The sequence below is a fragment of the Nocardiopsis rhodophaea genome, assembly GCF_039530945.1.
GTDB lineage: Bacteria > Actinomycetota > Actinomycetes > Streptosporangiales > Streptosporangiaceae > Nocardiopsis_C > Nocardiopsis_C rhodophaea.
Window position 1 is genome coordinate 1 of sequence record NZ_BAAAPC010000047.1, and the last position, 1,459, is coordinate 1,459.

Here is a 1,459-nt window from a genome sequence, read left to right on the forward strand (position 1 = left end):
AAGGGTTAGGCCACAGGTTTCGGGTGTTGCCGACTTTCATGACGTGACGGGCGGTGTGTACAAGGCCCGGGAACGTATTCACCGCGGCACTGCTGATCCGCGATTACTAGCGACTCCACCTTCATGGGGTCGAGTTGCAGACCCCAATCCGAACTGAGACCGGCTTTTAGGGATTCGCTCCACCTTACGGCATCGCACGCCCACTGTACCGGCCATTGTAGCATGTTTGCAGCCCAAGACATAAGGGGCATGATGACTTGACGTCATCCCCACCTTCCTCCGAGTTGACCCCGGCAGTCTCCCATGAGTCCCCACCACCACGTGCTGGCAACATGGAACAAGGGTTGCGCTCGTTGCGGGACTTAACCCAACATCTCACGACACGAGCTGACGACAGCCATGCACCACCTGTCACCGATCCCAAAAGGACCCACCGTCTCCGATGGATTACCGGCGATGTCAAACCTTGGTAAGGTTCTTCGCGTTGCGTCGAATTAAGCAACATGCTCCGCCGCTTGTGCGGGCCCCCGTCAATTCCTTTGAGTTTTAGCCTTGCGGCCGTACTCCCCAGGCGGGGCGCTTAATGCGTTAGCTACGGCACGGGAACCGTGGAAAGCCCCCACACCTAGCGCCCAACGTTTACGGCGTGGACTACCAGGGTATCTAATCCTGTTCGCTCCCCACGCTTTCGCTCCTCAGCGTCAGGTAAGGCCCAGAGACCCGCCTTCGCCACCGGTGTTCCTCCTGATATCTGCGCATTTCACCGCTACACCAGGAATTCCAGTCTCCCCTACCTACCTCTAGCATGCCCGTATCCACTGCAAAACCAGGGTTAAGCCCCAGCCTTTCACAGCAGACGCGACACACCGCCTACGAGCTCTTTACGCCCAATAATTCCGGACAACGCTCGGACCCTACGTATTACCGCGGCTGCTGGCACGTAGTTAGCCGGTCCTTATTCCCCACCTACCGTCAACCCCGAGAACACCCGGGGCCTGCGTGAGTGGTAAAAGAGGTTTACAACCCGAAGGCCGTCATCCCCCACGCGGCGTCGCTGCGTCAGGCTTCCGCCCATTGCGCAATATTCCCCACTGCTGCCTCCCGCAGGAGTCTGGGCCGTGTCTCAGTCCCAGTGTGGCCGGTCGCCCTCTCAGGCCGGCTACCCGTAATCGCCTTGGTAGGCCATCACCCCACCAACAAGCTGATAGGCCGCGAGCCCATCCCCAACCGACACAACTTTCCACACCCCACCATGCCGTGAGGCGTCGTATCCGGTATTAGACCGCGTTTCCACGGCTTATCCCAGAGTCAGGGGCAGGTTGCTCACGTGTTACTCACCCGTTCGCCGCTCGTGTACCCCCGAAGGGGCCTTACCGCTCGACTTGCATGTGTTAAGCACGCCGCCAGCGTTCGTCCTGAGCCAGGATCAAACTCTCCATCAAAGGCCAAACACCCAACC

The 1,459-nt window shown here is 59.4% G+C and carries 1 rRNA gene; it reads right to left on the reverse strand.

Annotated elements, in window-relative coordinates:
• A 16S ribosomal RNA gene (locus ABD259_RS25575) occupies positions 1-1,442 on the reverse strand; the annotation flags it as partial.
• Between the last annotated feature and the right edge of the window lie 17 nt (positions 1,443-1,459).